Origin of the sequence: Saccharothrix texasensis (assembly GCF_003752005.1) — a bacterium.
GTDB lineage: Bacteria > Actinomycetota > Actinomycetes > Mycobacteriales > Pseudonocardiaceae > Actinosynnema > Actinosynnema texasense.
In genome coordinates, this window is record NZ_RJKM01000001.1 from 5,984,276 (window position 1) to 6,005,956 (window position 21,681).

Here is a 21,681-nt window from a genome sequence, read left to right on the forward strand (position 1 = left end):
GCGCGAACGGGAGGGGCGGCACCCACGAGGTGCCGTCCCTCCCGCGCGTTCGGCGTCAGGCGGGCGTCAACTGCCGCTTGCGCGCCTTGATGATGCTGTCCCGCTCGGACTCCGACAGGCCGCCCCAGATCCCATAGGGCTCCTGGACCGCCAGGGCGTGCCGCCGGCACATCTCCAACACCGGGCACGACAGGCACACGGCCTTCGCCCGTGCCTCCCGCCGAGCCCGCGCCGGTCCGCGCTCCCCGTCCGGGTGGAAGAAGAACGCGCTGTCCATCCCGCGGCACGAGCCGCGCATCTGCCAGTCCCACAGATCCGCGTTGGGACCGGGAAGCCTTCGGGTGTCCGCCATCGAGACCGCCTCCTTGGCCCATGGACGAGAACTGCTCCATTCGGCTTAACGATGATCCACCGTAGAACCGCGCCAAAACTTGTTCAAGGGGGTGCGGGGGCTTTTGCCGGCAATTCATACGATGGGTGATCGATCAGGGCCCGAGCCGGAGTTGCCGGTGACGTGAGGTGAACGGACGATGTCAGCGTGATGACGCCACCTGACCACGCCGGGACCGTGTCGGAAGGCGGTCAGGAAATCGTTGCGGCGGAAGACGATCCCGCGCATTCGGTGACCCTCTCGGTGGCCGCCGTCGCACGCCGGCTCGGTGTCGCGCCGGCCACCCTCCGCACCTGGGACCGGCGGTACGGCCTCGGACCCAGCGATCACACAACCGGGCGACACCGGAAGTACGCGCCACTCGACGTGGCCAGGTTGGAGCTGATGCAGCGGGCCCTGCTGCGCGGCGCGTCGTCCGCCGAAGCCGCCAAGTACGCCCTCGCCAGCCCGGTCCGCGCGCCGCTGACGGCCGTGCCCCCGTCGTTGACCGGCGGGGAGCTCGACGGCGGTTCGGCGCCGGCGGGCGGGCGCGGCCTGAAGCTGCAGGAGGCGAACCGGCGGGCCCGGGGCGTGGGGCGGGCGGCGTTGGCGATGGACTCGGCGGCGGTGCAGGCGCTGCTGGCCGACGCGATCGAGGCGGACGGCGTGATCACCACGTGGGACGAGGTGGTGCGGCCGGTGATGGCGGCGATCGCGGCGAGGTGGGAGCACTCCGGTGCGGGCGTCGAGGTGTCGCACCTGGTGGAGGAGTGCGTGCTGGCCGCCGTGGTCCGCGCCACCCCGGTCGTGGCGGCGCCCCGCAACCACCGTCCCGTGCTGCTGGCGTGCATGCCGGACGAACGGCACAACCTGCCGCTGTACCCGTTGGCGGCGGTGCTGGCGCAGCGCGGCGTCGGGGTGCGCCAACTGGGTGCGGCGTTGCCCGCGGACGCCCTGGCCTCGGCCGTCCGCCGCACCGCCCCGGCCGCCGTGGTGCTGTGGGCGCAGCTGCCGCGCTACGCCGATCCGGGTGTCGTGACGGCGCTGCCGAGGACCCGCCAGCAGGTCCGCGTGTTCGCCGGGGGTCCGGGCTGGGAACGCGGCGTCGTGCCGCAGCCGGCCGAGCGGATCAACGACCTGGCCGCCGCCGCGGACGCCGTCGAACGCGCCGTCTGCTGACCCGTGCCCCACCCCGCCCGACCCCTCGCCGCGCGGGGGAGCCACAACGGGCTTCGCCGAACCGTTCGTGCTGGTCGAAGGCGTGCCACGCCCTGACCGACCTCAGCTTCCGCTCACCTGGCCCGCGTTCCTGGCCCGCCCGCCACCAGCCGACCTGCCGGTCGGCCGGCCAGTCCGCCGCCCGCCTGCCTGCCCGTCACCGACCTGCTGCCTGCCTGCGTACCGCCTGCCTGCCCGCCACCGACCGGCCTGCCCTCGCCTGCGACCAGGCCGCTTGCTTGCCCCGGCCCGCCCGCTTGCCTGCGGCCTGCCTGCGGGTGGCTGCCGTCGGACGGGTCGGCGGTCTTGCCGCACCCACTGGGGGCGTTGTCGAGCGTGCCGCCGGCCGGTCTCCGAGGGCTCTTCGCGGCGCACCTCCGCCGCCGTCCTCGCTGCGCAGGGGTCCCCGCCAGAGGGACCCCTGCTTTTACCCTGCCACGACGGGCCGACAATCCGAGGTGCCGGCGGGGTGCCTGTGGACAACTGCCGGTGTGGTCCGGAGCGTGGAGGTGGGACGAGGGGTGGGTGGAGCGGTGGGGGTGCGGGAGGCGGCGTTCGGGGGTCGGCCCGAGGCGGACGTGTGGGCGGCGTTGCGGGGTGGGGTGGAGGAGCGGTGGCTGGCGGCGGTGGTGCTCGGTGGGCAGGGGCACTACGCGGCGGCGGCTGCGGTGCTCGGCGAGTTGATCGGGCGCGGCGGGTTGTTCGGGTCGTTGGCGGCTTCCACGCTCGCGTCGCACCGGCGGCAGCTCGGCGGCCACGCGGCGGCACGGGTGCTCGACGGGCGGGCGTTGGCCCTGGCCCCCGGCGGTGACGGCGAGGACCCGGACGACGTGGACCCGGCCGGCGCGCGGGCCGACGCGCTCCTCGGGCTCGCCGCGGACGCGATCGGGACCGGTCGGCTCGACGAGGCGCGCCGGCTGCACGCGCGGGTCGAGCCGCGCGGGTGGCGCAGCCGGGTCCGGCACCAGTGGCTGGCCGCCGAGATCTCCTTGGCCGGCGGTCTCGCCGAGGGCGCGGTGCACCCGGCGGAGGTGGCTGCCGCGACCGCCCGCGAGGCCGGCGCAACGCGACACATCCTCAAGTCCGACCTCGTCCTCGGTGCGGCATTGGTGGTGTGGGGGACACCCGAAAGCGTCGACCGAGGGGTCGAAGTGCTACTCTGTGACCTAAATCACACTGACCGCCGAGGGCTTTTCTCGTTGGTCTGGCCGACGGCGCTTGTCCTGGCAAACGCCCAGGCAGACCGCACTATTGCGGGTAGGGAAAACATGAAGGAACGCGCAGAAAACGCTCTGAGCTGCGTGTTGCGCAGAGCGGACCCGACGGGTCGCTCGCTCGCGGACCGCTCGCCGTGGATCCCGACCGCGCTGCTCCGTTCCGGGGAACCCCCGAACGCAGACCCTGAGACGAACTTCTTGACGGATTAAGCACCGGATCGTGTCAAGGTTCGGCCTCTAGCGTCCGATAGGGGATGTGGAACGTCACTCGGCTGCAGGAAGGAGTCCCCGTGACCACGGTCCTTATTTGCGACGACCGGCGCAGTGTGCGGGAGGGTCTCACCCGCGTGATGTCGGCTGTCCCAGGGGTCAGCCGCATCGACTGCGTAGCGCACGGTGACGAGTTGTTGGCTCGGTTCTCTCGGCAGCCGGTCGACGTCGTACTGGTTGGCACCCAGCGCGCCGTCCCGACCGGGGTCGAAGCGACCCGACGACTCGTCTCGGCCAACCCGCAGGCAAACGTCATCGTCTTCGGCGCACCGGACGACGCGGGCAGCATCGCCGCCGCGATCGCCGGCGGAGCTCGCGGCTACCTGCGTTGGGACGCCTCGCGCCCCGAGCTGGTCGCCGCACTGGCGCACACGCTCGCGAGCACGAGCGTGCCCGCGCCGCGCCAGCCGTCGGACCCGGGCGTCCAGCTCACCGAGCGCGAGCTCCAGGTGCTGCGCGGGATGAGCCAGGGCAAGAGCAACGGGCAGATCGGGCGTGAGCTCTACCTGTCCGAGGACACGGTGAAGACGCACGCCCGGCGCTTGTTCCGCAAGCTCGGCGTGCGCGACCGCGCCCAGGCTGTCGCCCACGGATTCCGGCGCGGCCTCGTGTCGTAGCCGGCGCACGGACTCAAGGGCTCGGGGCACAGGCTCGTCGGACTCGTCGGACGAGTCGCACCGGCACCCTTCCTCCAGCCACGGCCCGGTGACGCCGACAGGTGTCGCCGGGCTTCCGTGCGTCCGCAAGCGGGTCGTGTGCGCCGGGTCGACGGCCGCAAGCGCCGTGCGCCGGCACGCCCGCCGCGCAAGGTCCCGGAGACGGCCGGGCGGGGCCCGGCGACCGCCCTGTGCCGGACAACGTCGCCGCACCCCCGCCAACCGCCGTGCCGGGCAGGTCAGGGCCTGTCGGAGGGTGGTGGCGCGCTCACCGCGTGTCGGCTGGTCAGGTGAGGTCTAAAGACCCCATCTGGACCCCATTGCGGAACATCCGGCCGGCTGACCGGTACGGTGAGCATCACCAGTACGGGCGACGTCGATCGTCCCGTGCTGTTCTTTGTCGGTACGCCTACGCGTAACACCAGGGCAGTTGTCTGCGATGACCAACTTGGGGGACGGACTGGACGCCGAAGTGGGCGCAGCCGTCGATGGCGACCGCCACGCGATCGAGCGGCTCCTGGCATCCATCCGACCCCTCGTGGTGCGGTACTGCCGCGCCAGAGTCGGAAGGCAGGAGAGGTCTTTCGCTTCGGCGGACGACGTGGCCCAGGAGGTGTGTCTCGCGGTGCTGACGGCCCTGCCCAGCTATCGCGACCAGGGTCGGCCGTTCTTGGCGTTCGTTTACGGGATCGCCGCGCACAAGGTGGCCGACGCGCATCGCTCCGCAGCCCGGAACCGGTCCGAACCGGTCCCGGAGGTCCCTGACGCCCCTGAGACGGAGGCCGGTCCCGAGCAGCGCGCCATGCAGGGCGAGCTGTCGGAGCGGATGGCCGTGCTCCTGAAGGTCCTTCCGGAGAAGCAGCGGGAGATCCTGCTGCTTCGCGTGGTCGTCGGCCTGTCGGCCGAAGAGACCGCCGACGCGGTCGGCTCCACGCCGGGCGCGGTTCGGGTGGCACAACACCGCGCCCTGGCCCGCCTTCGCAAGACGTTGGCAGCGGAGGAGGTGGTCTGAGTGGCTGACCAGCACGAGAAGGGCAATGGAGAAGTCGTGCGCGGACGAGATGAGAGACCGCCGCAGTCTGATGACACCCTGGCCGAGGACACCGCGGCCGAGCCGGGGGACGACCTCGCGGGTATCCGGGCTGACGACGCGCTGCTCGACGTGCTGGGCGGGCGTGACGGCGACCAGCCGGACTCGCTCGTCGACGACGAGCTGAACGAGCTGCTGCTGGCCTGGCGCCGCGAAGTCGACCGCCCACCCATGGGTGAGCTGGTCGACACCGACACGGCGGTGGCCACGATCGCCGCCGCCCGCACCCAGCCGAGGGCCCGGCAGCGCCTGCTCATCCCCCTCGCCGCCGCCGCCGCGGTGCTGGCGATCGCGTTCACCGGGATGAGCCTGGTCGCGCGCGACGCCGAACCGGGCGACGCGCTCTGGGGTCTGACCAGGGTCCTCTACTCCGAGCACGCGCGGTCGGTGGAAGCCGCCGTGGCCGTGCGCACCGACCTCGACACCGCTCGCGCGGCACTGCGCGACGGCCGCTACGGCGAGGCGCGCGACGCGCTGCTCAAGGCCAGCGCGACCCTGCCGTCGGTCTCGCCGGACGACGGCAAGGACGACCTCGCCCAGAAGCACGAGTCGCTGCTGGACGAGCTGACCAGCACCACGCCGCCGGTGAACACGCCGACCACCGTCGAGCCGTCGGCGGCGCCCGAGGTCCCGCCGGTCGACCTCCCCACGACCACGACCACGACGACCTCGCCGCCCGCGCCGATCACCACGACCACGACGGCGCCCGTCGACGACTCCACCCTGCCCACGGGCGGCGAGACGCCCCCGCCCCCGCCGCCCACGTCGGGCGAGTCACCGGGGAGCGGCCAGGGTCGGAGCGAGACGCCGACCCAGGGCACCACGGACGGCGAGACCACGTCCGACAGCTGAGCCCGGAGCGCACGTGTGACGAAGCCCGCCCCTCGTTCCGGGGCGGGCTTCGTCACATCGTCAGCGGGCGCTCTCGGTCGCGGTGACCCCGTCCGCGTAGCCGCGGCAGTACTCCCAGCTGACGTAGGCCGCCGGGTCCGGGTCGTACGCGGGCTCGTGCGGGCGCATCCGGCCGTCGGCCAGCAGCTGCTCCAGGCTCGACCGCAGCAGGGCCCAGTCGTGGTAGTGCGGCTCCTGGCACTCGCCGCAGTCCACCACGATTCCCCTGACACCACGGGGTTCGAGCAACGCCTGGTACACCGCGAGGTCGCTGAGGTCGCCGACCAGCTCGGCCCGCTCGGCGTCGTCCATCGGCGGGTGGTCGTGGTCGTGGTCGGGTTCGCCGAGGGCCCGGGCCGGGTCCTCCGGGTCGCCCGCGAACGGGTCTGGTGGCAACGCGTCGTGCGGCACGACCCCGCACGGTACCGGGCGGACCCCCGGCCACGTCCAGATACCATGACCTGAACCCATCGCCGCTGCGTGGAACCCGATCCGCGGCGGCGGGATCGCCGCACGACGGAAGGCAAGCCAGCCGCCATGACCAGCGAGCTCAACGCTGACGGAGTCCCGCCCAAGTTCGCCATGCTGGGACTGACCTTCGACGACGTACTGCTGCTGCCCGCCGAGTCGGAGATCGTGCCGAGCGGCGTGGACACCAGCACCAAGCTCTCGCGCAACATCACCCTGCGCGTGCCGCTGGCCTCGGCGGCGATGGACACCGTGACCGAGGGCCGGATGGCCATCTCGATGGCCCGCCAGGGCGGCATCGGCGTGCTGCACCGCAACCTGTCCCTGGAGGAGCAGGCCCGCCAGGTGGAGACGGTGAAGCGGTCCGAGGCCGGCATGGTCAGCGACCCGGTGACGTGCACCCCGGACGACACGATCCGCCACGTCGACGAGCTGTGCGCGCGCTACCGGATCTCCGGCGTGCCGGTGACCGACGAGAACGGCAAGCTCGTCGGCATCATCACCAACCGCGACATGCGCTTCGAGGTCGACCACTCGCGCAAGGTCAGCGAGGTGATGACCAAGGGTCCGCTGGTCACCGCCCAGGTGGGCGTGTCGGCGGAGGCCGCGCTCGGCCTGCTGCGCCGGCACAAGATCGAGAAGCTGCCGATCGTGGACGGCGACGGCAAGCTGCGCGGCCTGATCACGGTCAAGGACTTCGTCAAGACCGAGCAGTACCCGAACGCCTCGAAGGACCCGGACGGCCGGCTGCTGTGCGCCGCCGCGATCGGCGTCGGCGACGACAGCTTCGCCCGCGCGATGGCGCTGGCCGACGCGGGCGTCGACGTGATCATGGTCGACACCGCGCACGGCCACCAGCGCAACGTGCTGGAGATGGTCGCCAAGGTGAAGCAGGAACTGGGTGACGACGTCGACGTGGTCGGCGGCAACGTCGCCACCCGCGCGGGCGCCCAGGCGCTGGTGGACGCAGGCGCGGACGGCGTGAAGGTGGGCGTCGGCCCCGGCTCGATCTGCACCACGCGCGTGGTCGCGGGCGTCGGCGTGCCGCAGATCACCGCGATCTACGAGGCCAGCCTGGCGTGCGGTCCGGCGGGGGTGCCGGTGATCGGCGACGGCGGCATCCAGTACTCGGGCGACATCGCGAAGGCCATCGCGGCGGGCGCGAGCGCGGTCATGCTCGGCAGCCTGCTCGCGGGCACGGCCGAGGCTCCCGGCGAGCTGGTGCTGGTCAACGGCAAGCAGTTCAAGACCTACCGCGGCATGGGCTCGCTGGCGGCGCTGCAGGGCCGCGGCGAGGGCAAGTCGTACTCCAAGGACCGCTACTTCCAGGACGACGTGCTGTCGGAGGACAAGCTGGTGCCCGAGGGCATCGAGGGCCGCACGCCGTTCCGCGGCCCGCTGTCGACCGTGGTGCACCAGCTGGTCGGCGGCCTGCGGGCGGCCATGGGCTACACGGGCTCGAAGACCGTCGTGGACCTCCAGCGCAAGCAGCTGGTGCGGATCACGGCGGCCGGGCTCAAGGAGAGCCACCCGCACGACATCACCATGACCGTCGAGGCCCCGAACTACACGACCCGCTGAACCGGATCGCCTTGGGCTAGTGTTCGCAGGTTCCGCCGGCTTCCCCCGGGACCATCAGCTCCACGGAAGGACGACAAAGGTGCGCGACCTGGTCGAGATCGGCATGGGCCGGACCGCGAGGCGGGCCTACGAGCTGGACGACCTCGAGATCATCCCGTCCCGCAGGACCCGGTCCTCGAAGGACGTCTCGACGGCGTGGCAGATCGACGCCTACCGGTTCGAGATCCCGCTGATCACCCACCCGACGGACGCGATCGTGTCGCCGGGCACGGCGGTCGCGGTCGGCGAGCTGGGCGGCATGGGCGTCCTCAACGCGGAGGGCCTGTGGGCCCGGCACGGCGACGTGGAAGAGGCCCTGTTCCGGCTGGTGCAGGCGGTCGAGGACACCGACGACCCGGCCGCGCCGGTGCGGGTGCTGCAGGAGCTGCACGCCGCGCCGGTGCGGATGGACCTGATCGCCGAGGCGATCAAGCAGGTGCGCGAGTCGGGCGTCACGGTGGCGGTGCGGGTCAGCCCGCAGCGCGCGGCCGAGCTGACCCCGGACCTGCTGGCGGCGGGCGTGGAGATCCTGGTCGTGCAGGGCACGATCATCTCGGCCGAGCACGTGTCGCGCGACGGCGAGCCGCTGAACCTGAAGTCGTTCATCGCGGACCTCGACATCCCGGTGATCGCGGGCGGCGTCGGCGACTACCGGACCGCGATGCACCTGATGCGCACGGGCGCGGCGGGCGTGATCGTCGGCTACGGCTACACGCCGGGTGTGACCACGACGGACTCGGTGCTCGGCATCGGCGTGCCGATGGCCACGGCCATCTCCGACGCCGCCGCGGCCCGCCGGGACTACCTGGACGAGACCGGCGGGCGGTACGTGCACGTGATCGCCGACGGCGGCGTGCTGACCAGCGGCGACATCGCGAAGTCGATCGCGTGCGGCGCGGACGCGGTGATGCTGGGCGAGCCGCTGGCGGCGGCGTCCGAGGCGCCGGGCCAGGGCCTGTACTGGACGGCCGCGTCGGCGCACCCGTCGGTGCCGCGCAGCCACGTGTCGACCGGGGTGGACCAGGTCGTCGACCTGCGCACGCTGCTGTTCGGCCCGTCGGTCGACCCGCGCGGCGTGACGAACCTGTTCGGCTCGCTGCGCCGGGCGATGGCGAAGACCGGCTACTCGGACCTCAAGGAGTTCCAGAAGGTCGGCCTGACCATCCGCGGCTAGGCGACGCCCGAAGAGGCCCCTGCTCCAGGCAGGGGCCTTTTTCGTGCCCGAGGCCGCCTGAACCGATCGAGCACTAGCCTGTTACCGGAAGTTACGCCTAATCTCCCACCATGGGTGAACTCGCCGGTAACAACACCGACTACGACGTCGTGGTGGTGGGGTCGGGCTTCGGCGGCAGCGTCGCCGCGCTCCGGCTCACCGAGAAGGGCTACCGGGTGGCCGTGGTCGAGGCGGGCCGCCGGTTCGCCGACGACGAGTTCGCCAAGACGTCCTGGGACCTGCGGCGATACCTGTGGGCGCCCGCGCTCGGCTGCTACGGCATCCAGCGCATCCACGCCCTGCGCAGCGTGATGGTCCTGGCCGGTTCGGGTGTCGGCGGCGGGTCGCTGGTGTACGCGAACACGCTGTACCGGCCGCTCAAGCCGTTCTACGCCGACCGGCAGTGGGCGCACATCACCGACTGGGAGGCCGAGCTCGCGCCGTTCTACGACCAGGCGAGCCGGATGCTCGGGGTGGTGGAGAACCCGACCACCACCCCGTCGGACGAGGTGATGCGGCGGGTCGCCGAGGACATGGGCGTGGCCGACACCTACCACCCGACGCCGGTCGGCGTGTTCTTCGGCGAGCCCGGCGAGCCGACCGAGGACCCGTACTTCGGCGGCGCGGGCCCCGCCCGGACCGGCTGCACGCAGTGCGGCGCGTGCATGTCGGGCTGCCGGGTCGGCGCGAAGAACACCCTGGTCAAGAACTACCTCTACCTGGCCGAGCGCAACGGCGCGGAGGTGCTGCCGCTGACCACCGTCACCGACCTGCGCCAGGCGCCGGACGGCACGTGGGCGATCGGCACCCGGCGCACCGGCGGCAAGCTGCGCCGTGGCCGGCGGACGATCACCGCGGGCCAGGTCGTGCTGGCCGCCGGCACCTGGGGCACCCAGCAGCTGCTGCACCGGATGAAGGCCGACGGCGCGCTGCCGGAGCTCTCACCCAAGCTGGGGGAGCTGACCAGGACCAACTCCGAGTCGATCATCGGCGCGGCGCGCTTCACGGTGGACGAGGAGCGCAACTTCAGCCAGGGCGTGGCGATCACCTCGTCCATCCACCCGGACGAGCAGACCCACATCGAGCCGGTGCGCTACGGCAAGGGCAGCAACGCCATGGGGCTGCTCCAGACGCTGGCCACGGACGGCGCGAAGTCCACCCCGCGCATCCTGCAGTTCCTGTCCCAGGCGGTCCGCCACCCGCTGCGGCTGGCCAGGCTCATGTCGGTGCACCGGTGGAGCGAGCGGACGGTGATCCTGCTGGTGATGCAGAGCCTCGACAACTCCATCACCACGTACACCAAGAAGGGGCTCTTCGGCCGCAAGCTCACCTCCAAGCAGGGGCACGGGCAGCCGAACCCGACGTTCATCAAGGCCGGTCACGAGGCCAACCTGCGCGCGGCCGAGCACATCGACGGCATCGCGGGCGGCACGTGGGGCGAGCTGTTCGACATCCCCCTGACCGCGCACTTCATCGGCGGCTGCCCGATCGGGTCGGACCCGGCGGGCGGCGTCATCGACCCCTACCACCGGGTCTACGGCTACCCGGGCCTGTCCGTGGTGGACGGCTCGGCGATCTCGGCGAACCTGGGCGTGAACCCGTCGCTGACCATCACCGCGCAGGCCGAGCGGGCGTTCTCGGTGTGGCCGAACAAGGGCGAGCCGGACCAGCGCCCCGACCAGGCCGCGGGCTACCGGCGGGTCGCGGCGGTGGCGCCGCGGAACCCCGCCGTGCCGACCGGTGCGCCCGGCGCCCTGCGGCTGCCGATCGTGGAGGTCAAGCACGCCTGATCGTCCTATGGTGGGTGGTGTGGCCACGAAGCCGTTCGCCTCCAGCGCCGACCTCACGCCCCAGGACGAGCAGCTCGTCGAACTCGCGGACGGCGTGTACGCCCTCACCGCCGGGGGCGACCCGAACGTCGGCGCGATCGAGGGCGAGGACTTCCTGGTCTGCGTCGAGGCCAGGGCCACGCCGACCGCCGCCCGCCGCTGGCTCGACCTGCTCCGCGAGCGCACCGACAAACCGGTCCGCCACCTGGTCCTGACCCACTACCACGCGGTCCGCACGCTGGGCGCGAGCGCGTTCGACGCCGCCGAGGTCATCGCGCACGAGAACACCAGGGCGTTGATCGCCGAGCGCGGCCGGGAGGACTGGCTCAGCGAGTACGGCCGGATGCCCCGGCTGTTCGAGGAGCCCGCGGGCATCCCCGGCCTGACCTGGCCGACCGTCACGTTCTCCGACCGCCTCACCATCCCGCTCGGCGGCGACCGGGGCGAGGTGGAGCTGCGCTTCTGCGGGCGCGGGCACACGGCGGGCGACATCGTGGCCTGGCTGCCGCACCAGCGCATCCTGTTCGCCGGCGACCTGGTCGAGGGCCAGGCCGCGCTGTACACCGGCGACGCGTTCCACGACGAGTGGGCCACGTCGACGCTGGACCGGGTCGCCGCGCTGGGCGCGGAGCAGCTCGTGGGCGGACGCGGCGCGCCCGCCCGTGACCGGGTCGAGGTGGACGCGGCCATCGCCCAGTCCCGGCACTTCCTGGACGAGCTGCGCCGCGCGGTCGGGACCGTGCACGTCAGCGGCGGCACGGTGAAGGACGCGTTCGAGGCCGCGCACGCGGCCCTGGCCCCGCGCTACGGCCGCCGGCCGATCTTCGAGCACTGCCTGCCGTTCAACGTGCAGCGGTACTGGGACGAGCGCGACGGCGTGTCGTGGCCCCGGATCTGGACCGCCGAACGCGACCGCGAGGTCTGGGCGGCGCTGCGATGACCCGGGGCCCGCGATGACACCGGTGCTGGTGGTGGGCGCGGGCCCGGTGGGTCTGACCGCCGCGCTCCTGCTGGCCCGCGCCGGTGTGCCGACGGTCGTCCTGGAAGCCGCGCCGCGGCACCTGGCGATCGGCAGCCGCTCCCTCTGCGTCCACCGGGACGTGCTGAACGTCCTGGACCGCGTCGGCGTCGGCCAGGCCGTCGTCGACGCCGGCGTCACCTGGTACCGCGGCCGGACCTACTACCGCGACCGCGAAGTGCTGACCGTCGAGCTGCCGCGCACCGGGGGCTTCCCGCCGTTCGTCAACACACCGCAGACCACCGTCGAACGCCTGCTGCACGCGAGAGCCCGGGACGAACCGCTGATCGACCTCCGCTTCGGCCACCGGGTCGAACGCGTGCAGCAGTCCGACCACGTCGTCCTGCACACCCGGGACCAGCGGTTCGAGGGCACGCACTGCATCGCGGCGGACGGCGCGCACTCCACCGTCCGGCACCTGCTCGGCATCCCGTTCGAGGGCCACTCCTACGACGACCGGTTCGTCATCGCCGACGTCCGCGTCGACCTCGGCCACCCCGAGCCCGAGCGCCGCTTCTACTTCGACCCGCCGGCCAACCCCGGCCGCCAGGTCCTGGTGCACCCCCAACCGGGCGGCGTGCACCGCATCGACTGGCAGGTCCCCGACGACTTCGCGTTCACCCCCGACCACGTCCGGGCGGTCACCGGGGACCGCCCGCACGAGGTCCTGTGGCAGTCCACCTACCGCTTCCACCAACGCCGAGCCGCCCGCTTCCGGGACGGCAACGTCCTGCTGGCGGGCGACGCCGCCCACGTGATGAGCCCGTTCGGCGCCCGCGGCCTCAACTCCGGGATCTGCGACGCCGACAACGCCGCGTGGAAGGTCGCCCTCGACCGCGCCGGCGAAGCGGGCCCCCACCTCCTCGACTCCTACCACCACGAGCGGGCCGCCGCCGCCGACGAGAACCTGCGCGTCACCGACGCCACCATGCGCTTCCTGGTGCCCCGGACCGACGCCGAACGCGCCCACCGCCACCACGTCCTGGAGCACGCCCTCACCGACCGGATCGACTCCGGCAAGCTCTTCGAGCCCTTCGCCTACCGCGACTCGCCGCTCACCACCGACGGCGACGGCGCGCTCCGCCCGGACAGCCGCCGCTACGGCCCCGGCTTCACCGTCGAGGGCGACACCCTGATCCGCCCCGACGGTCACACCGCCGCCACCGCGACCGACCTCGCCCAAGCGCTGCGCCGGGCCAAGGGCTTCACCGCCGCCGAGGCGCCACGGTGAACCCGTCGGGCTTCAACGTCAGCATCTCCGCCACCCGCAACCGGTAGTCGGGCGACCCGACCAGGTCGTACCGGCGCAGCACCGTGCCCAGCGCCAACGTCGCCTCGTGCACCGCGAACTGCCGCCCGATGCACGCCCGTTCCCCCGTGCCGAACGGCTTGTAGGCGTGCGCGGGTCGCGCCTTCACCGCCGCCGGCGCGAACCGGTCCGGGTCGAACGCCTCCGGCGACGCCCACACCGACGGGTCGCGGTGCACGAGCGGCAGCAGCACCAGCGCCCACTGGCCCGCCCGCATCGGGTACCGGCCGCCGAGCACGGTGTCCGCCCGCGCCTCCCGCGCGAACCCCGGCGCCGTCGGCCACAGCCGCAACGCCTCGTCCAGCACCCGCCGCACGTACCGCAGCTTCGCGACCTGCTCGAACTCCGGCACGTCCGCCGAGCCCCACACCGCGTCGACCTCCGCGCGGGCCTTCTCCGCCACCTCGGGGTGCCGTGACAGGTAGTACAGCGCGAACGACAGCGCACCGGACGTCGTCTCGTGCCCGGCGATCAGGAACGTGATCACCTGGTTGCGGATGTTCACCTCGTCCAGCTCCCCGGACGACAGCATCAACCCGAGCAGGTCCGACCCGCCCGACCCCCGCCGGGACCGCACCACCTCGTCCACGACCTCCGCGAGGTAGGCGAGGTCGCGCTGGTAGCGCTCCTCCGCCTCGCGCCCGAACACCTTGCGCACCAGCGGCAGGACGAAGTTCTTGCGCTGCGCGTACCGCAACGACCCGATCATCGCCCGCACGAACGGATGGGTCTCGGCCCGCGAGAACGACTCGAACGAGTACCCGAACCCGACCCGCCCGATCGTCTCCAACGTCAGCTTCGTCATGTCGCCGGAGACGTCGACGACCCCGCCCCGGTCCCACTTCCCGACCAGCTGCGCGGTCACGTCGACCATCGTCGGGTGGTAGGCGCGCATGGCGCTCTGCGTGAACGCGGGCAGCAGCACCTCGTGCGCCGCCCGCCAGTTCGGCTCCTCGTTGTAGGCGGTGAACAGCCCGTCCCCGCCGACGTCCCGCAACGCCTCCACGCCCAGCGCCAGGTGCTTGGCGAACCGTGACTCGTCGGCCAGGTCCGCCGCCAACGCCGCACCGCCCACGAACACGATCTCCTGGTCCAGGAACCGCCGCGTGAACACGGGCCCGAGGTCGCGCCCCATCCGCATCGTGTCCTGCACCGGCGTGCGCCGGCTCGTGCCGAGCACGTCACCCAGCAACGGCACCCGCCACCGGGGGTGCGGGATCACCGCGGCCGTCATCGCTTCCCCCTGTTCGCCGTGCCCATCCGCTTCATCAGCTCGTCGTTCGACAGCCGCCGCTGCAACCCCGACGAGAACGCCGGGAACGCGCCACCGAGGACGCTCGCCACCCGCAGCTCGGGCGGCGCCACGGTCAGCTCGCCCCGGTCCTCCTCGATCGCCTTCACCACCGCCGCCGCGACCTCCTCCGGCGACACCGTCCGCATCCCCGCCGGGGGCTTCGCGCCCGTGTCGGCGAACATCCCGGCGTCCCGCACGAACCCGGGCTGCACGATCGACACCCCGACCCCGCTGCCGCGCAGGTCCTCCCGCAGCCCCAGCGCGAAGCCGCGCAGCCCGAACTTCGTCGCGTTGTAGAGCGAGGCGTGGGCCGAAGCCACCTTGCCCGCCAACGACCCGATGAGCACCACGTGCCCGCGCCGCGCGGTCAGCATCGACGGCACCAGCTCGTGGGTCAACGCGATCGGCGCCTCCAGGTTCACCGCCAGCGCCCGCTTCACCTGCTCGGCCGTGAAGTCCACCAACGCGCCACTGGCCGGCAGCGCGGCGTTGGCGACCAGCACGTCGACCGCGCCCGCCTCCGCCACCAACCGCCCGGCCGCACCCGGCTCGGCCAGGTCGGCCGCCACCGCCCGCCCGCCGACCTCGGCGGCCAGCCGCTCCAGCTCGGCGACCTTCCGCCCGGTCAGCACCACCTCGGCCCCGCGACCGGCCAGCGCACGCGCGATGGCCTGCCCGATCCCGCCCGTCGCACCGGTCACCAACACGGTCGACCCGGACACCCTCATGACGCCTCCTCAACTGTTCGTTCGAACGAACAGTATCGCGGATCGGCGGGTCGGTCCCATGGCGGACAATGAGCGGCATGACGAGACCGGCCGAGACGAGGCAGCGGATCATCGCGGCCGTGCTGCGGATCATCGGCGACGACGGCGTCGCGGGCGTGACCAACCGGCGCATCGCGCAGGAGGCGGGCGTCTCGCTCGGCTCCGTCACCTACCACTTCGCCACCCAGCAGGACCTGCTGCGGGAGAGCCTGCGCCACTTCGTCACCGAGGAGACGAAGCGCTTCGGCGACCTGGCCGCCCGGAACGACGTGAAGTGCGACGACCTCGGCCAGGTGGTGGAGATCGTGGGCCAGGTCGCGGAGGCGACGGGCACCGACAGCGACCGCATCGCGCCTTACGAGCTGTACTTGCACGCCGGCCGCGACCCGGAGCTCCGGGCCGCGGCCGCCGAGTGCTTCGCCGCTTACGACAAGCTCGCCGAAACGGTCCTGGCGTCCATCGGCGTGAAGGACGCGGACCGGGTGGCCAGTGCGGTCGTCGGCATGGTGATGGGCCTGAAGCTCCGCGCCCTGGCGACCGGTTCCGGCACCGACGACCTGGTCGACGGCCTGCTGATGATCGCCAAGGGCGCGCTCAAAGAGTGATGCCGGTGAGCACCATCGTGCGCTCCTCGGTGAAGTCCACCATCGCCGACCGGACGCCTTCCCGCCCGGTCCCGGACCCCTTCACCCCGCCGTAGGGCATCTGGTCGGCCCGGTAGGACGGCACGTCGCCGACGATCACCCCACCGACCTCCAGCTCCGCCGCCGCCGCGAACGCCACCGTCACGTCCTTGGTGAACACGCCCGCCTGCAGGCCGTAGTCCGTCGCGTTGGCCTGCTCGAACGCTTCTCCGACCGAATCCACCACGGCGACCGCCAGCACGGGCCCGAACACCTCTTGGCGCCACAGCTTCGACTCCGCGGGCACGTCCTGCACCACGGTCGGCTCGACCGACGTCCCGGACCGCCCACCACCGACGTGCAGCACCGCGCCACCGGCCACGGCCTCGGCCACCCACTCCTCGACCCGCCGGGCGTTGTCCTCGTCGATCAGCGGCCCGACCTCCACCTCGGGGTCGTGCGGGTCACCGGTCCGCAAGCCCCGGACCGCTTCCACCAACTTCGGCACGAACTCGCCGGCCACCTCGCGGTGCACCAGCACCCGCTGCACCGCGATGCACGACTGCCCGGCCTGGTAGTTCCCGAACGTGGCGATCCGCTCGGCCGCGAAATCCAGGTCGGCCCAGTCCGGGCACACGATCGCCGCCGAGTTCGACCCGAGTTCCATCACCACGTGCTTGCGCGGCGCGGAATCCATCAGCGACCACCCGACCTCCGTCGACCCGGTGAACGAGATGACGGGCAACCGCTCGTCGGTCACCAATGCCTTCATGTCCGCCCCGCGCACCGGCAGCACGGAGAACGCGCCTTCGGGCAGATCCGTCTCGGCCAACAACTCGCCCAACAGCAATGCCGACAACGGTGTCGCCGAGGCGGGTTTCACGATGACCGGCGCGCCCACCGCCAGTGCCGGCGCCACTTTGTGCGCCACGAGGTTCAACGGGAAGTTGAACGGCGCGACGGCCAGCACGGGTCCACGCGGCACCCGGCGGACCACCGCCAACCGCCCTTCCCCGGTGGCGTCCGTGTCCAACCGCTGCAGGTCGCCGGTGAACCGCCGCGCCTCCTCGGCCGCGAACCGGAACGTGCTGACCGCCCGCTTCACCTCGACGTCCGCCCACTTCAACGGCTTGCCGTTCTCCGCCGTGATCGTCTCCGCGATCTCCTCGGCCCGCTCCTCCAACATCCGGGACACCTGCAACAGCGCGGCGGCCCGCACGTGCGCCGGCGTCTGCCTGAACTCCTTCGCCACCGCCGCCGCGGCGGCAACGGCCCGTTCCACCTGCTCCGCCCCCGGCACCGCGACCGAGGCCACCTCTGTTCCATCGAACGGGTGGTGCACAGCGAGGGAGGAAACGCCCTGCTCGGCGTGTCCGGCAATCCAACAGGGCCGTGGCTGCGGCGTAAACGCGTCCATGCCGAACACCGTAAGCCCGACCCGCGCACTTCGACCTATTGATCTTCGAAGACCCCCCGGACGCCACCCCGACAGCCGGAGCACAGCCAGCAACCACCCCCCGCCCCCCGCCCCCCTCACCCCCTCACCCCCTCAACCCCCGCCCCCACCCCCTGCCCTCACCCACCCACCCACCTACCCACCCCCAACGGACCCGCCACCACCCCACCCAGGCCCGATTTGACATGGGTTCGGGTGCTTTAGGCTGGTCGAAGCCGGGCAGGCTTGGCGGGCGCTTTATCCGCCAGGCCTGCCCGGCTTTGGCCTGCCTGGAGCGCCCGTAAGGGCCCCATGTCAAATCGAGCCGAACCTGAGCCTCTCGCCTCGCCTCTCGCCTCGCCTCTCGCCTCGCCTTAAATCGAGTCGAACTTGAAACTTGCTCGACCCCGATCTACAACCCCAGAAAATTGTGCTTCACGTACTCGACGTGCCCCAGGTAATACCCTTCGTGCCCCTCTTCGCGCTGTCTCCAGAACTCGGGCCGCTCCCGGATCATCGCGACCATGTCGTCCAACCTCGCCAACACCCGCCGCCCCATTCCGGCCACCGGCAACCCGTACGCCTCGCAGAACAACCCCGCCCGCCGCCGTTGGTCCTCGACCGTCCCGAATTCCGGTGAGAACGGCACGAGGCAGTAGGCCGTGTACGCGACGTCCCACCACCGGGGCCCTGGTCGAGCGCCGTCGAAGTCGAACACCCCGGCCGGCATCCCGCCCCGGAACACCATGTTGTAGGGCGCGAGGTCGTTGTGGCAGATCACCTCCACCGGCGCCACCGCCGGGAACTGCCACCCCTGCCACTCCTCCCACCCTTCGACCGACCCCTTCCGCGCCCCCTTCCCCGCCTCCTTCCCCGACCCCTTCCCCCACCCCTCCACCAACCCTGCCGTCGCGTCGTGCAACCGCCGCACCATCCGCGCCACCGCCACCAGCACCTCGTCCGACCGCAACCAGTCGGCCAACGGCGGGTGGCCGACCTCACCCTCCAGGTACGTCAGCACCTCCCTGCCGCGCTCGTCCACCCCGTGCGGCACCGGCGCAATGCCAAGCGGCGCAAGGTGTTCCAGCAACCGGTGCACGTTGGGTGTCCACGGACCGGTCGGTCTCCGCACCGTCGACCCGATCCGCACGACCTCGTTGAGCCCGCCTCCGGTGAGCGCTTCTTCCTGCACGCATGACATCCTTCACCTGCGCGGATCCGCCAGACGAGAGGTTTTTCCCCAGTGGCCGAGAGCAGCAACCGCCCTGTGCTGGTAGTCGACTTCGGCGCGCAGTACGCGCAGCTGATCGCCCGGCGAGTCCGGGAGGCGCAGGTCTACTCGGAAGTCGTCCCGCACACCACACCCGTGGCGGAACTGCTGGAACGCGACCCGGCCGCCATCGTGCTGTCCGGCGGTCCGTCCAGCGTGTACGAGCCCGGCGCGCCCCAGGTCGACCCGAAGCTGTTCGACGTCGGCGTCCCCGTCTTCGGCATCTGCTACGGCTTCCAGGCGATGGCGGGCGCGCTCGGCGGCACGGTCGAGCACACCGGCACCCGCGAGTACGGCCGCACCGAGCTCGGTGTGCGGCAGGCCGGTGGTCTGCTGCACGAGGAGCTGCCCGCCAACCACCCGGTGTGGATGAGCCACGGCGACTGCGTGACCAAGGCTCCCGAGGGTTTCACCGTCACCGCGACCAGCGAAGGCGCGCCGGTGGCGGCCTTCGAGGACGCCGAACGCCGTTTCGCGGGTGTCCAGTACCACCCGGAGGTCGGCCACTCGCCGCACGGCCAGGAGGTGCTGCGCCGGTTCCTGCACGAGATCGCGGGCATCCGGCCGCAGTGGACGACGTCCTCGATCGTGGACGAGCAGGTGGCCCGGATCCGCGAGCAGGTCGGCGACGGGAAGGCGATCTGCGCCTTGTCCGGCGGTGTGGACTCCGCGGTCGCCGCGGCGCTCGTCCAGCGCGCCATCGGTGACCGCCTGACCTGCGTCTTCGTCGACCACGGTCTGATGCGCGCGGGTGAGCGCGCCCAGGTCGAGCGTGACTTCGTGGCCGCGACCGGCGTGAACCTGATCACCGTCGACGCCCGCGAGCGGTTCCTCGACGCGCTCAAGGGCGTCACGGACCCCGAGCAGAAGCGCAAGATCATCGGCCGTGAGTTCATCCGGGTCTTCGAGCAGGCCGAGCGCGACCTGAAGGCCGAGGGCGACTACCAGTTCCTCGTGCAGGGCACGCTCTACCCGGACGTGGTCGAGTCCGGCGGCGGCACCGGCGCGGCGAACATCAAGAGCCACCACAACGTCGGCGGCCTGCCCGAGGACCTCCAGTTCACGCTGGTCGAGCCGCTCCGCGCGCTGTTCAAGGACGAGGTCCGCCGCGTCGGCACCGAGCTGGGCCTGCCGGAGACGATCGTGCAGCGGCAGCCGTTCCCGGGTCCGGGCCTGGGCATCCGGATCATCGGCGAGGTCAACCAGGAGCGCCTGGACATCCTGCGCAGGGCCGACGCCATCGCCCGCGAGGAGCTGACCAGCGCCGGCCTCGACCGGCAGATCTGGCAGTGCCCGGTCGTCCTGCTGGCCGACGTGCGCAGCGTGGGCGTGCAGGGTGACGGTCGCACGTACGGCCACCCCGTGGTGCTGCGCCCGGTGTCCAGCGAGGACGCCATGACCGCGGACTGGACCCGCCTGCCGTACGACGTGCTGGAGCGCATCTCGACCCGCATCACCAACGAGGTGAACGAGGTCAACCGCGTGGTCCTGGACGTGACGAGCAAGCCGCCGGGCACCATCGAGTGGGAGTGACCCACCAGCCGCACGTAGGAGAAGGCCCGTCCTCCCCAGGACGGGCCTTCTCCTTTTCCCCTACCCCCTGCCCCTGCCCCTGCCCCTGCCCCTGCCCCTGCCCCTACCCCCTGCCGATGCCCCTCACCGGCGACGTCGAGCAGACCCCGCCAGCAGCCCCAACCCGATCACCAACGCCCCTCCGGCCAGCGCCCACCTCAGGTCGAGGAAGTCCGGCCACGCCGCGCCGTCGGAGAGCATGTAGGCCGCCGCGACCAGGGCCGCGACCCCGAACACCAGCCCCACCACGTCGACCCCGCGCTTCTCGATCGAATCCTGGTCAGCCACGACGCACCTCCACCTCTCCGAGATCGCTGCGCACGTCCAGCACGATCTTCAACCCGCCGGGACCGTCGTCGCCGTAGTCGGTGACCGACTCGTGCCGCCCCTCGCCGTCGGACTCCCGGTCGAGGCAGCGCACCGAGCCCAGGTCGGCCCGGCAGTCCACCGTCACGTCCGCGTCGGCGGGCACCCGGACCTTCGCGCTGCCCAACCCGACCTCGACGCCCGTGGTGACCGTCCCGGCGTTCGGCAGCCCGGTCAGGTCGAGCTCCACCTCGCCGACGCTGGCCGTGTACCGGTCCAGCACCTCGGCCACCGTCGTCGGCGAGGCCTTCGTGCTGCCCATCTGCTTGCCGTCGACGTCGAAGTCCACCGTGGTCAACAGCACCCCCACCACGGACAGCGGCACGACGAGCCAGATGAGCCCGCGCCCGCCGCCGCCGCGCAGCGCGCCGAGGACCATGCCCCCGCCGAGCACCGCGACCAGCAGGCCGATGACGTGCTGCGCGTGGAACCAGTCCGAGTACGACGACGTCACCAGCGACCCGGCCAGCGCGACCAGCGCCACCCCGAACGTCGCCACGCCCACCCGTGACCTGGGCCGACGTGCCACCACCGGTGTCGACGCGGCAACCGGTTCCGGCGCGCCCCCCGGCTCGGGCAGGTCCCACGCGAACGGCGCCGCGCCGAGCGGGTCCCAGGCCGGTGGCGTCACACCCCCGGTCGTCGTCTGCTCGTCCGTCGCCGACACCTCGCCCCCCGTTCCGCCGAGCCCGACCTCTCCCGCGCCGCTCCCACCCCCGCCGAACGCCACCGCGGGCTCCGGCCGGTTGAGCTGCCCGCGACCGCGGTGCAGCAGGTAGATCGCGCCCACCGACAGCAGCACGCCGCCGACCATGGTGAAGCCGCCGTCCACGAAGAACCCGGTGGCCGGGATCACCGCGAGCCCGAGCAGCACCGTCAACGCCGTCGGCGTCGAGCTGTGCCCCCGCCCGATCAGCGACTCCGCCGCCGACACCTCGTCGTCGGCCTGCGCCAGCAGCAACCAGCCGAGCAGGTAGATGAGGACCCCGGCGCCGTTGCACAACGCCATGGCCACGAACGCCACCCGGACGATCACCGGGTCGATCTGGTACCGCCTGGCGATACCGGCGGCGACACCGGCGATCTTGCGACCGTCGTGGGGCCGCCTGGGCCGTGTGGCCCAGAAGTCCTTCAGCGTCTCTTCGACGCTGGCTGCGCTGATGCTCCCGCTCACGACGACAAGCT

Annotated in this window: 20 protein-coding genes; 12 read left to right on the plus strand and 8 right to left on the minus strand. The window is 72.3% G+C overall.

All coding sequences use genetic code 11. From position 1 onward, the window contains the following. Positions 1-55: 55 nt before the first annotated feature. Positions 56-352 carry a WhiB family transcriptional regulator gene (locus tag EDD40_RS26470; RefSeq protein ID WP_033428626.1) on the minus strand — a complete coding sequence of 99 codons (297 nt, stop codon included), beginning with the start codon at positions 350-352 and terminating at the stop codon, positions 56-58. 282 nt (positions 353-634) lie between these two features. On the opposite strand from EDD40_RS26470, the gene EDD40_RS26475 reads away from it, so the two are divergent. The 5 genes from EDD40_RS26475 to EDD40_RS26495 all read left to right on the plus strand — a co-directional run bounded on the left by EDD40_RS26475 (position 635) and on the right by EDD40_RS26495 (position 5,673). Beyond that, positions 635-1,549, plus strand: a complete 915-nt coding sequence (locus tag EDD40_RS26475; protein ID WP_246038357.1) for a MerR family transcriptional regulator — start codon at positions 635-637, stop codon at positions 1,547-1,549. Between the two features lie 572 nt (positions 1,550-2,121). Next, positions 2,122-3,015: a hypothetical protein gene (locus tag EDD40_RS26480; protein WP_123745327.1), complete on the plus strand. Its 894-nt coding sequence runs from the start codon at positions 2,122-2,124 to the stop codon at positions 3,013-3,015. A gap of 80 nt (positions 3,016-3,095) precedes the next feature. Continuing rightward, entirely contained in the window at positions 3,096-3,692 is a 597-nt protein-coding gene (locus tag EDD40_RS26485; protein WP_015805222.1) for a response regulator transcription factor, read from the plus strand. Positions 3,693-4,170: 478 nt separating this feature from the next. Continuing rightward, complete coding sequence (locus EDD40_RS26490) at positions 4,171-4,743, plus strand: sigma-70 family RNA polymerase sigma factor (RefSeq protein ID WP_033436769.1); 573 nt, start codon at positions 4,171-4,173, stop codon at positions 4,741-4,743. Then, positions 4,744-5,673, plus strand: coding sequence for an anti-sigma-D factor RsdA (locus EDD40_RS26495; protein ID WP_123745328.1), 930 nt, complete (start codon positions 4,744-4,746; stop codon positions 5,671-5,673). It abuts the gene before it with no gap. A 60-nt stretch (positions 5,674-5,733) separates the two neighbouring features. On the opposite strand, the gene EDD40_RS26500 is transcribed toward EDD40_RS26495, so the two are convergent. Beyond that, positions 5,734-6,183, minus strand: a complete 450-nt coding sequence (locus tag EDD40_RS26500; RefSeq protein ID WP_123745329.1) for a DUF5319 domain-containing protein — start codon at positions 6,181-6,183, stop codon at positions 5,734-5,736. A 66-nt stretch (positions 6,184-6,249) separates the two neighbouring features. Here EDD40_RS26500 and guaB point away from each other — a divergent pair, with 66 nt between their 5' ends. The 5 genes from guaB (at position 6,250) to EDD40_RS26525 (ending at position 13,091) form a co-directional block, all read left to right on the plus strand. Then, entirely contained in the window at positions 6,250-7,761 is a 1,512-nt protein-coding gene (gene guaB / locus EDD40_RS26505; RefSeq protein ID WP_123745330.1) for an IMP dehydrogenase, read from the plus strand. A gap of 79 nt (positions 7,762-7,840) precedes the next feature. After that, a complete protein-coding gene (locus tag EDD40_RS26510; protein ID WP_123745331.1) occupies positions 7,841-8,974 on the plus strand; it encodes a GuaB3 family IMP dehydrogenase-related protein in 1,134 nt (377 codons plus the stop codon). Positions 8,975-9,084: 110 nt separating this feature from the next. Next, positions 9,085-10,803 carry an FAD-dependent oxidoreductase gene (locus EDD40_RS26515; RefSeq protein ID WP_123745332.1) on the plus strand — a complete coding sequence of 573 codons (1,719 nt, stop codon included), beginning with the start codon at positions 9,085-9,087 and terminating at the stop codon, positions 10,801-10,803. A 19-nt stretch (positions 10,804-10,822) separates the two neighbouring features. Then, positions 10,823-11,782: an MBL fold metallo-hydrolase gene (locus tag EDD40_RS26520; RefSeq protein WP_123748292.1), complete on the plus strand. Its 960-nt coding sequence runs from the start codon at positions 10,823-10,825 to the stop codon at positions 11,780-11,782. Between the two features lie 13 nt (positions 11,783-11,795). Further along, entirely contained in the window at positions 11,796-13,091 is a 1,296-nt protein-coding gene (locus tag EDD40_RS26525; RefSeq protein WP_123745333.1) for an FAD-dependent monooxygenase, read from the plus strand. Here the strand turns inward: EDD40_RS26525 and EDD40_RS26530 are convergent. Both EDD40_RS26530 and EDD40_RS26535 read right to left on the minus strand, forming a co-directional pair. After that, positions 13,066-14,403, minus strand: coding sequence for a cytochrome P450 (locus EDD40_RS26530; protein ID WP_123745334.1), 1,338 nt, complete (start codon positions 14,401-14,403; stop codon positions 13,066-13,068). The genes EDD40_RS26525 and EDD40_RS26530 overlap by 26 nt on opposite strands. Next, positions 14,400-15,191 carry an SDR family NAD(P)-dependent oxidoreductase gene (locus EDD40_RS26535; RefSeq protein ID WP_123745335.1) on the minus strand — a complete coding sequence of 264 codons (792 nt, stop codon included), beginning with the start codon at positions 15,189-15,191 and terminating at the stop codon, positions 14,400-14,402. Before EDD40_RS26535 ends, EDD40_RS26530 begins: the two co-directional genes overlap by 4 nt. 77 nt (positions 15,192-15,268) lie before the next feature. On the opposite strand from EDD40_RS26535, the gene EDD40_RS26540 reads away from it, so the two are divergent. Continuing rightward, on the plus strand, positions 15,269-15,835 hold the full coding sequence (locus EDD40_RS26540) for a TetR/AcrR family transcriptional regulator (protein WP_123745336.1): 567 nt from the start codon (positions 15,269-15,271) through the stop codon (positions 15,833-15,835). Here the strand turns inward: EDD40_RS26540 and EDD40_RS26545 are convergent. Beyond that, a complete protein-coding gene (locus tag EDD40_RS26545; RefSeq protein ID WP_123748293.1) occupies positions 15,825-17,270 on the minus strand; it encodes an aldehyde dehydrogenase family protein in 1,446 nt (481 codons plus the stop codon). The two genes, EDD40_RS26540 and EDD40_RS26545, sit on opposite strands and share 11 nt — an antisense overlap. Before the next feature lie 430 nt (positions 17,271-17,700). After that, positions 17,701-18,489: an aminoglycoside phosphotransferase family protein gene (locus EDD40_RS26550; RefSeq protein WP_123745337.1), complete on the minus strand. Its 789-nt coding sequence runs from the start codon at positions 18,487-18,489 to the stop codon at positions 17,701-17,703. 42 nt (positions 18,490-18,531) lie between these two features. Between EDD40_RS26550 and guaA the strand changes: the two genes are divergently transcribed. Beyond that, positions 18,532-20,091 (plus strand): glutamine-hydrolyzing GMP synthase, encoded by a 1,560-nt coding sequence (guaA, locus tag EDD40_RS26555; RefSeq protein WP_123745338.1) that lies wholly within the window; start codon positions 18,532-18,534, stop codon positions 20,089-20,091. Between the two features lie 123 nt (positions 20,092-20,214). Here the strand turns inward: guaA and EDD40_RS26565 are convergent, their stop codons facing one another. Together EDD40_RS26565 and EDD40_RS26570 are read right to left on the minus strand one after the other, a co-directional pair. Further along, the gene (locus EDD40_RS26565; protein ID WP_201437661.1) at positions 20,215-20,418 is read right to left on the minus strand and encodes a hypothetical protein; all 204 of its coding nucleotides are present in this window, start codon (positions 20,416-20,418) and stop codon (positions 20,215-20,217) included. Next, positions 20,411-21,670 carry a PspC domain-containing protein gene (locus EDD40_RS26570; protein WP_246037821.1) on the minus strand — a complete coding sequence of 420 codons (1,260 nt, stop codon included), beginning with the start codon at positions 21,668-21,670 and terminating at the stop codon, positions 20,411-20,413. The genes EDD40_RS26565 and EDD40_RS26570 overlap by 8 nt, the downstream gene beginning before the upstream one ends. Positions 21,671-21,681: the final 11 nt, after the last annotated feature.